The 9207-nt window shown below is 30.6% G+C and carries 7 protein-coding genes and 1 other RNA gene; all 8 read left to right on the forward strand.

The features are described 5' to 3' along the window. Window positions 1–306 precede the first annotated feature (306 nt). The 8 genes from ACVBFA_RS00655 to ACVBFA_RS00690 all read left to right on the forward strand — a co-directional run bounded on the left by ACVBFA_RS00655 (window position 307) and on the right by ACVBFA_RS00690 (window position 8864). On the forward strand, window positions 307–639 hold the full coding sequence (locus ACVBFA_RS00655) for a YppE family protein (RefSeq protein ID WP_002446455.1): 333 nt from the start codon (window positions 307–309) through the stop codon (window positions 637–639). Between the two features lie 11 nt (window positions 640–650). Next, the gene (locus tag ACVBFA_RS00660; protein ID WP_002456190.1) at window positions 651–1217 is read left to right on the forward strand and encodes a DUF1273 domain-containing protein; all 567 of its coding nucleotides are present in this window, start codon (window positions 651–653) and stop codon (window positions 1215–1217) included. A gap of 13 nt (window positions 1218–1230) precedes the next feature. Then, entirely contained in the window at window positions 1231–1569 is a 339-nt protein-coding gene (gene gpsB, locus ACVBFA_RS00665; protein ID WP_001831034.1) for a cell division regulator GpsB, read from the forward strand. 68 nt (window positions 1570–1637) lie between these two features. Continuing rightward, window positions 1638–2021, forward strand: an RNA gene (gene rnpB, locus ACVBFA_RS00670) — RNase P RNA component class B. A gap of 189 nt (window positions 2022–2210) precedes the next feature. Next, window positions 2211–3347: a THUMP domain-containing class I SAM-dependent RNA methyltransferase gene (locus ACVBFA_RS00675; RefSeq protein WP_002446454.1), complete on the forward strand. Its 1137-nt coding sequence runs from the start codon at window positions 2211–2213 to the stop codon at window positions 3345–3347. Window positions 3348–3514: 167 nt separating this feature from the next. After that, on the forward strand, window positions 3515–4153 hold the full coding sequence (locus ACVBFA_RS00680) for an SDR family oxidoreductase (protein WP_164539695.1): 639 nt from the start codon (window positions 3515–3517) through the stop codon (window positions 4151–4153). 376 nt (window positions 4154–4529) lie between these two features. Continuing rightward, window positions 4530–7967: a dynamin family protein gene (locus ACVBFA_RS00685; protein ID WP_002486999.1), complete on the forward strand. Its 3438-nt coding sequence runs from the start codon at window positions 4530–4532 to the stop codon at window positions 7965–7967. An 18-nt stretch (window positions 7968–7985) separates the two neighbouring features. Then, entirely contained in the window at window positions 7986–8864 is an 879-nt protein-coding gene (locus tag ACVBFA_RS00690; protein ID WP_002446451.1) for a 5'-3' exonuclease, read from the forward strand. Window positions 8865–9207 lie beyond the last annotated feature (343 nt).

The following is a 9207-nucleotide window of genomic DNA, read 5'->3' on the forward strand; positions in this document are numbered from 1 at the left end:
AAATGATTATTTAAAATTATAAAATTAAAACAAACTATCGTATTTGAATGTATATGTCACAAAGAAAACATACATCAATCACTATTTTAACTTGCTTATGCCAATCTGTCACGATTTCTTTCATAAATGAAAGATAAATGTAATCTTCAAGTTAATAAAATTCCATAAATTTTATATTTTTTTATTTAGTATTACTAATAGAATTTAACAAACCAAAAATATCATTTTCTAATTTTTTACTCTATGTATATTTCCATGACTTTCCGATTTATAATATGTTAAATTAATTAAGTAGGAGGCATCTAAATGTATCAAATCATTAAACAATTGTTAGAGGATATTGATGAAATGAATTATAGGTATCAACATGTAAAAATTAACGGCGGTTCATTCGATTTTTATAAAGATGTTGAACCCTATGTCAAAAATATTGATAATCATTTAGAGGCACTCAACTTTTACTCAAAAAGCATTACAGAAACACAATATATGAGCCAACAAAAGTTAGATCTATTGATATTAAATATACAAAAGCTTTCTGTAGATTGTCATTTTCCTAGAACGAGCCGTAAATTATTTGTCGAAAAACTTAAAAGTGCCCAGTACGATTTAAAAAATATTTTATCGAATTATGTTTAGTGAGGAAAAAAATGGTTAAAACTGTTTATATTACTGGCTATAAATCTTTTGAACTGAATATCTATAAAGACGATGCGCCAGAAGTATATTATTTAAAGCAATTTATAGCTCATAAATTAAAACATCTTTTAGATGAAGGTTTAGAGTGGGTATTGATACAAGGACAAATGGGTATAGAATTATGGTCTGCTGAAGTAGTGATTGAACTAAAAAAAGACTTCCCAGATATTAAACTAGGAATAATTACACCATTTCTAGGTCATACACAACGATGGAATGATAAGAATCAAGCTAAGTATACAAATATTATACAACAAGCCGATTTTACTGAAAGCATTCATCACACTGAGTATATGGGTGCCTATCAATTTAAACAAGCAGATCAATTCATGCTTGATCATACCGATTACACTATTTTAATTTATGATGATGAACAAGAGGCAAGCCCTAAATACTTTAAGGCTATGTTAGTTGAATTTATGGAAAAAACAAACTATACTTGTGATATTGTGACGTTTGATGAACTCACTGACTTCATCAACGACTTGCAGTGGTCTCAAGATCAAAGTTTCGAATGAGGTGGAAAAAAAGATGTCAGATGTTTCATTAAAATTATCAGCGAAAGATATTTATGAAAAAGATTTCGAAAAAACTATGGCAAGAGGCTATAGAAGAGAAGAAGTAGACGCTTTTTTAGATGATATCATTACAGATTATCAAAAAATGGCGGATATGAACAATGAAGTAGTAAAGCTTTCTGAAGAAAATCACAAATTAAAAAAAGAACTTGAGGAATTAAGATTACGTGTTGCTACATCAAGACCACAAGACAATAAAAACTTTTCTTCAAATAATTCAAGCAGTGCTTCAAATAATGTAGATATTTTAAAACGTATTTCAAACCTTGAAAAAGCAGTATTCGGTAAATAAAATTTTTACTTATTTCGTATAAATTTTATGACTTTACACTTAAAATTATGTTATAATCTCAAAAGTGATATTTCGGGTAATCGCTATAGCAATATAGAGGAAAGTCCATGCTCACACAATCTGAGATGATTGTAGTGTTCGTGCTTGATGAAACAATAAATCAAGGCATTAATTTGACGGCAATGAAATAACCTAAGTCAGTTGATATGGTTAGAATAGTTTGAAAGTGCCACAGTGACGTAGCTTTTATAGAAATATAAAAGGTGGAACGCGGTAAACCCCTCGAGTGAGCAATCCAAATTGGGTAGGAGCACTTGTTTAGCGGAATTCAACGTATAAACGAGACGATTTTTACGCGAAAGTAAAAATATGTAGACAGATGGTTACCACCGACGTACCAGTGTAACTAGTACACATTATGAGTACAACGGAACAGAACATGGCTTACAGAAATATCATCACTAGTTTAGCTCTCCCATTTATGGAGAGCTTTTTTAATTGAAATCATAATTGATTTAGAATAATTTATTACAATATACACTTTACATTTATGGTTTTCCGCTTCAAAATTAAATTAATTAATACTTATAAATATTAAATTATACATATATTGATTCAATAAATTAAAAGGAGACTCGGTCATGTTTCAATTATTAGCAGTATGTCCAATGGGATTAGAAGCAGTTGTAGCTAAAGAAATACAAGAATTAGGTTACGATACACAAGTAGAAAACGGTCGTATCTTTTTTGAAGGTGATGAAAGTGCTATTGTTAGATGTAACTTATGGTTACGTACCGCAGACCGAATAAAAATTGTAATGGGTCGATTCAATGCTACTACTTTCGACGAATTATTTGAGCAAACAAAGTCATTACCATGGGAGACCGTAATTGACAAAGAAGGTAATTTCCCTGTTCAAGGGCGGAGTGTAAAATCAACATTATACAGTGTACCTGACTGCCAAGCAATTACTAAAAAGGCTATAGTAGAACGACTTAAGCATGCTCATCAAGAAAAAGGATGGCTAAGTGAAACAGGCGCCAAATATCCTGTAGAAGTAGCAATATTAAAAGATAATGTATTATTGACCATTGATACTGCTGGTTCTGGACTCAACAAGCGAGGTTATCGCATTGCTCAAGGTGAAGCACCCATTAAAGAAACATTGGCAGCAAGCCTCATTCGTTTAGCAAATTGGAATGGTAACACACCTTTAATTGATCCTTTCTGTGGTTCAGGCACCATTGCTATTGAAGCATGTCTTATTGCACAAAATATTGCTCCTGGTTTTAATAGGGATTTTGTATCTGAACAATGGAATATGATGCCACCTAATATTTATGACAAATTTCGTGATGAAGCTGATCAATTAGCTGACTATGATAAAGACATACAAGTATATGCTTCTGATATTGATCCAGAAATGATTGAAATTGCAAAACGTAATGCAGAAGAAGTTGGTCTCGGAGATATCATACAGTTCAATGTTAAAGATGTGAATACTTTGTCTATTGATACCGACATGCCTGTAGCACTTGTTGGCAATCCACCGTATGGTGAAAGAATTGGAGATCGTGAAGAAGTTGAAGAAATGTATCGTTATATAGGTACACTTTTGAAACAACATCCTCATTTATCGGCCTATATATTAACAAGTAACAAAGAATTTGAATACTTAGTTAATCGAAAAGCGACTAAAAGACGAAAGTTGTTCAACGGGTATATTGAATGTACGTACTATCAGTATTGGGGTAAAAAGCAAAGTAATAAAAATTAAATTTTACATTTTATAATACTTGTGTAATTATAGTAATTATTCAAGTACTATTTATTCGCACTCTTATCTTGACTGTAGTACAGTTAAATAGGAGTGTTTAATTTTATTAAAAAATAAGTCATATACTAAAAATGTATCATATTTTAATTAGAAAGGGGCTTTTAAATATGAAGACTGTTTTGATTGTAGGCGCAAATGGTAGAGTATCTATCGAAGCGACAAAAATTTTCCTAGAGAACTCAAGATTTAATGTTGATTTATTTTTGAGAAATGCGCATCGTATACCTGATTACGCCTCTAATAGAATTAAAGTTTATGAGGGAGACGCTAAAAATATTGAGGATTTAGAAAGTGCTTTAAACAATGTTGATGTTGTTTTTGCAAGTTTATCGGGATCACTTGATAAACCAGCTGAAACTATCGTAAAAGCCATGGATAACAAAAATGTTAAGAGACTGATTTTTGTAGCAGCTCCTGGTATTTATGATGAACTACCAGAACCATTCAATCAATGGAATAAAGAACAATTTGGCGAAAAATTGAATCGCTACCGCAAAGCATCTGATATTATAGAAAATTCAGATTTAGATTACACCATAATACGTCCAGGCTGGCTTACAGATAAAAATGAAAATGTATATGAGATCACAGCAAAGAACGAAACATTTAAAGGTACTGAAGTATCACGTAAAAGTGTAGCATCTTTAGCAGTACAAATTGCCAAAAACCCAGAACTACACTCTAAAGAAAATATTGGTGTGAATAAACCTAATACAGAAGGTAATAAACCTGCTTGGTTCAATTAGTATAAAGTTTGTATCTACATGCATGGGTTTTCAATCAATATTATGATAGAATTTGAAATAGATAAATAAGCTTAAATTTAGGGCAAGTCATCATGGCTGCCTTATTTTTTTGAATTTATTGCTAATTATCATAAAATAAATTGTACAATATTACTTAAATTCAAACAGGGGATTATCTTTCATTCAATTATAAAAACAAGATAGAATTCATTTATTATACTTTTAATATCTTTGATGAAAGTCACAATAATCATTTAGCTACAGATACTTTTCATTTAAATTTAATTTACCTTTCAAATAATTTTGAATTCTGATTTTGTTACTTTAATCGAGTAAAAATACTGTGATTTATCACTGAACTAAAGGGGTAATACTTATGGCAATAAATGAACAATTAGATACTTTATATAAATTAAAAAAAGAATTGGAAAAATCTAATAACAGACCTTTAATTAATACCATTAATCAAGTAATAAAAAAAGTTTATTTAAATCAATACACCGCAACATTTGTAGGACATTTCTCAGCTGGAAAATCAACGTTAATTAATTTGTTATTAGAACAAGATATACTACCAAGTTCTCCAGTACCAACAACGAGCAATACAGCTATCGTTTCAGTAGCCAAGGAAGACGAAATCATTGCCAATCTTACGCAACAACAATATACAAAATTAAAAACGTACAACGATGTTAAACAAATGAATCGACAAAATGTCGATGTAGAATCGATAGAAATTAATTTTCCATCAAACAAATTTAATCTAGGGTTTACATTTCAAGATACACCAGGTGTTGACTCTAACGTTGCAACGCATCAGTCGAGTACAGAGCAATTTATGTATACAAGTAACTTGTTGTTTTATACAGTAGACTATAATCATGTCCAATCAGCGTTGAACTTTAAATTTATGAAACGTATTAATGAAGCTGGTATACCAATTATTTTTGTGATTAATCAGATTGATAAACATAATGAAGAAGAAATTACATTTGAAACTTTTAAATCAAGAGTCGAAAAATCAATCAAAGACTGGGATATCAAACTTCAAGATACTTATTACGTTTCAAAGTTTGATCATCCACAGAATGAAATTGACAAACTTTCAAATTTTCTAGTATTTATGGATCAACATCGTGAATCAACAGAGGACTATGTTAATAGAACAATTCAATTCATTACCGATGCACAATACATATACATTCAAAATGAAATGCAATCTATTCTTGACACCCTTCAAATTAATGAAGAACAATTCGAGGAAGCATATATTCAATTTCAACAAAATCAAGAAGTCAGCGCAGAAGCACAATTGCTCAATGACTCTAATCAATTATTTAATTATTTAAAACAGAAGCGTAAAGATATACTAGATAATGCTTATATCATGACGTACGATATGCGTGAATCTTTACGGAATTATTTAGAAAGCATGGCAACTGATTTTAAAGTGAATGGATTTTTTAATAAAAAGAAGAAAAAAGAAGAAGAACAAATCAAACGACTTAATGAGGCGACCACTCAATTGCAAGAGAAAGTTAATCAACAAGTACGACAACCACTTCGTGAAGATATGTCATTTTTAACTAGATTCATAAATAAACATGCTGTGAATGAAAAAATACTAAATCAAGATTATGACGTCGTTCCGTCACTTATATCAGAGCTATATCAAACTCAAACGAGCATTAGCAACACATACGTTTTAACATTTTCAGATGAAGTTATAAAAGCTTTGAATAAAAAAATAGAAAATGAGTCAACGCCACTATTTGAAGAAGCTGTCAATCATGTACAAGTTAATGAATTATCGAATGATGAAAATGAAGATAGGTATGAATATGATAGATACATTGAACTTAACACATTAAAGGATTCGCTTACATCCCACAACTACAAACATTACTATATACATTTAGACGATTCTTTAGATAAATTAATTGGAAGAACAGAGACTCATTTTGAACTTAAACAAGAAAATTCGACTGCTTATCATCGTAAACATGAGACACAACATCGTAAAGAGTTTGTTACATCTAATCAAGATATTAAGCGTGCATTAGATATCGTTAAAGATGTACCATTATTTGATCGCACTAAACAAGATATCTACGATACCATTCTGAGACTCGATAATCAAATAACAAAAGTAGGTGTTTTTGGTACATTTAGCGCAGGTAAAAGTAGCTTAATCAACGCTCTACTAGGTGATAACTATTTAGTTAGTTCTCCTAATCCAACAACAGCGGCAACGACGGAATTATCATATGGTAAAGAGAGTCAAATCACATTAAAATCTAAAGAGCAATTACTAGAGGAAGTTAATCATGTACTAGAATTTTATGAAATATCGTTTAACACCTTAGACAACTTTATTGAGAGCGATTTAGAGAAGTTAAAATCGAAACTAGAAAAGAACCAACTTGCATTTATTAGTGCAATTGAGAAACATTATGAAATGTACACGTCAATGCTAGAACATTCACTTATACACACAGTATCGCTTGAAGAAATTAAAAAGTGGAGTGCCGAGGATGAGTATGCCACTTTCGTGAAAACTGTACACCTTAAGCTACCTTTAGATTGGCTTAAGGGTAAAATCATTATTGATTCACTGGGTTTACATTCCAATAATCAAAGACACACGAATGAAACTGAACAAATTCTCACTTCTTCTGACCTTATTTTGTATGTAACTTACTTCAATCATTCATTTACAGATAACGACAAAGCCTTTATCGAACATATGAAAGATATGAATCAATTAAATGAAAATCAAGCTTTTAAAATGATAATTAATGCGGTTGACCTAGCTGAAGATAAACAGGATATACAAGCCGTTGAGGATTATGTTGCAGATGCACTGGGGCAAGTTAACTTACACTCTGATATATATAGTGTTTCAAGTCGTCAAAGTTTAAATGGGAATAACATTGGCATAAATGAATTAAGAGAAAGTATACAATACTTTGCAAAGGTTGAATCTAGAACAATTTTAGAGCAGCAGATGACTTATCAATTGCAACAAATGAATAACTCCTTTAAAAAAATGATTAAAGATTTTCACGATGACAACGCAAAATTATCAGCTAGACAACATAAATTAAATCACTATAAAAACCAAACCCTATTAAATCAAGAGTTGATTGATACAACTGCACAACGTACTTTCAATGAAGTAGAAGAACAAGTATATCATCTAAATGAACGGTTAAAACTACAACTTTTAGATGAGGTTAAATCTGTGTTTAATAGTCAGATGACACAAAATAACGACTTTAATGAGGAAAAGAAAATTTCAACTAAAATATATTTAGATCAAATTCATCAACGCTTATTCTTAGAGCAATCACTTATCACAGAAAGGATTAAAAAATATTTTAATTCACAACTAGAAGAACAAATCCTACCAGTCATAAAAAAGTTAAATCAGATTCATGTTATTATAAATGCAAAATTTAATGTTGAGCCATCACTCGTTGATACGGCGTTACTTCAAATTGAACTTAATTCAATGTTGCAATCACTACCAAAACAGTTAACTAAACGTAAAATAGTTAATCCAAAGTCACAAAAGGATATACAAGTACACATAGCTAATCAAACTCTTGAATTATTACAAGATGATTTGAACTCATTGCGCCGACAATTAAATGATTATATCCATGAGATGACTCAACTTGCCGAACATCAATTTCAAATGTTGGAGACATCCATTCAACAACAAATTGATGAGTTACTTTCATTCACTATCGATGACACATTAATACAACAACTAGAATTGAAAACGACACAATTAGACAATATTTTATAGTAGAAAGAAGGATTAAAAATGCCTCAAAGAGTATTGCTCGTTGATGGAATGGCTTTATTATTTAGACATTTTTATGCAACAAGCTTACACAATCAATTTATGTACAATTCTAAAGGAATTCCTACAAATGGTATTCAAGGTTTTGTAAGACATATTTTTAGCGCTATCAAGGAAATCGAACCTACTCACGTAGCAGTTTGTTGGGATATGGGGCAAGAAACATTCAGAAATGAAATGTATGATGGCTATAAACAAAATCGCCCAGCACCTCCTGATGAACTTATACCTCAATTTGATTATGTTAAAGAAATATCCCATCAGTTTGGTTTTGTAAATGTTGGTAAGCGTAATTATGAAGCTGATGATATTATTGGTAGTTTAGCGGAAACATATTCACAAGAACATGAAGTTTATATCATTACTGGAGACCGAGACTTACTCCAATGCATTAATCATAATGTAGAAGTTTGGCTTATAAAAAAAGGTTTTACAATCTATCAACGTTACACGCTTGATCGTTTCATTGATGAATACGGGCTTAATCCTCAACAATTAATAGATGTTAAAGCTTTTATGGGTGATACTGCAGATGGCTATTCTGGTGTAAAAGGGATAGGTGAAAAAACGGCAATTAAATTGATTCAAAATCATGGAACTGTCGAAAATGTAGTGAACAATTTATCATCACTAACTCCCGCTCAACAGAAGAAAATAACAAATAATTTAAATCATCTGCATTTATCAAAGTCACTCGCAGAAATATATACGAAAGTTCCAATCGAAACAGACAAACTTTTTGAAGAGATGACATATGCTCATACACTAAATGAGATTTTATCCATTTGTAATGAACATGAACTATACGTTTCAAGTAAATATATTGCAAGTCACCTCTAACCATAAACCAATGAACATTTCATTTAGATATTGTTCATTGGTTTTTTTAATATCAATTAGCATCTCCATCAAAAATATAAATATTTTATTAAAACTTCGTGAATTAATTTCACAAAGTTATCTTAAAGTGATATTATTGTTTAGAACAAATAAATTGTTGTTCAAAATGCTATTGTGATAAATGAAGAGCAAACCGAAATCAAACGGTCGGAACATCTGCTCTTTTTTATTGAGCAAATGTATAAGTTATTCATTGTCAAAATTATCAACATTAAATACGTATAATTTTCAAATCACATCAAACAACAAAGAAAAAACATCAAGAATAGGAGTGGCAATAGCT

The organism is Staphylococcus sp. MSU001 (genome assembly GCF_052976705.1).

Coding starts and splice junctions, on each gene's coding strand:
- ACVBFA_RS00655 (WP_002446455.1), top strand. CDS start 307: ATGTATCAAATCATTAAACAATTGTTAGAGGATATTGATGAAATGAAT.
- ACVBFA_RS00660 (WP_002456190.1), top strand. CDS start 651: ATGGTTAAAACTGTTTATATTACTGGCTATAAATCTTTTGAACTGAAT.
- gpsB (WP_001831034.1), top strand. CDS start 1,231: ATGTCAGATGTTTCATTAAAATTATCAGCGAAAGATATTTATGAAAAA.
- ACVBFA_RS00675 (WP_002446454.1), top strand. CDS start 2,211: ATGTTTCAATTATTAGCAGTATGTCCAATGGGATTAGAAGCAGTTGTA.
- ACVBFA_RS00680 (WP_164539695.1), top strand. CDS start 3,515: ATGAAGACTGTTTTGATTGTAGGCGCAAATGGTAGAGTATCTATCGAA.
- ACVBFA_RS00685 (WP_002486999.1), top strand. CDS start 4,530: ATGGCAATAAATGAACAATTAGATACTTTATATAAATTAAAAAAAGAA.
- ACVBFA_RS00690 (WP_002446451.1), top strand. CDS start 7,986: ATGCCTCAAAGAGTATTGCTCGTTGATGGAATGGCTTTATTATTTAGA.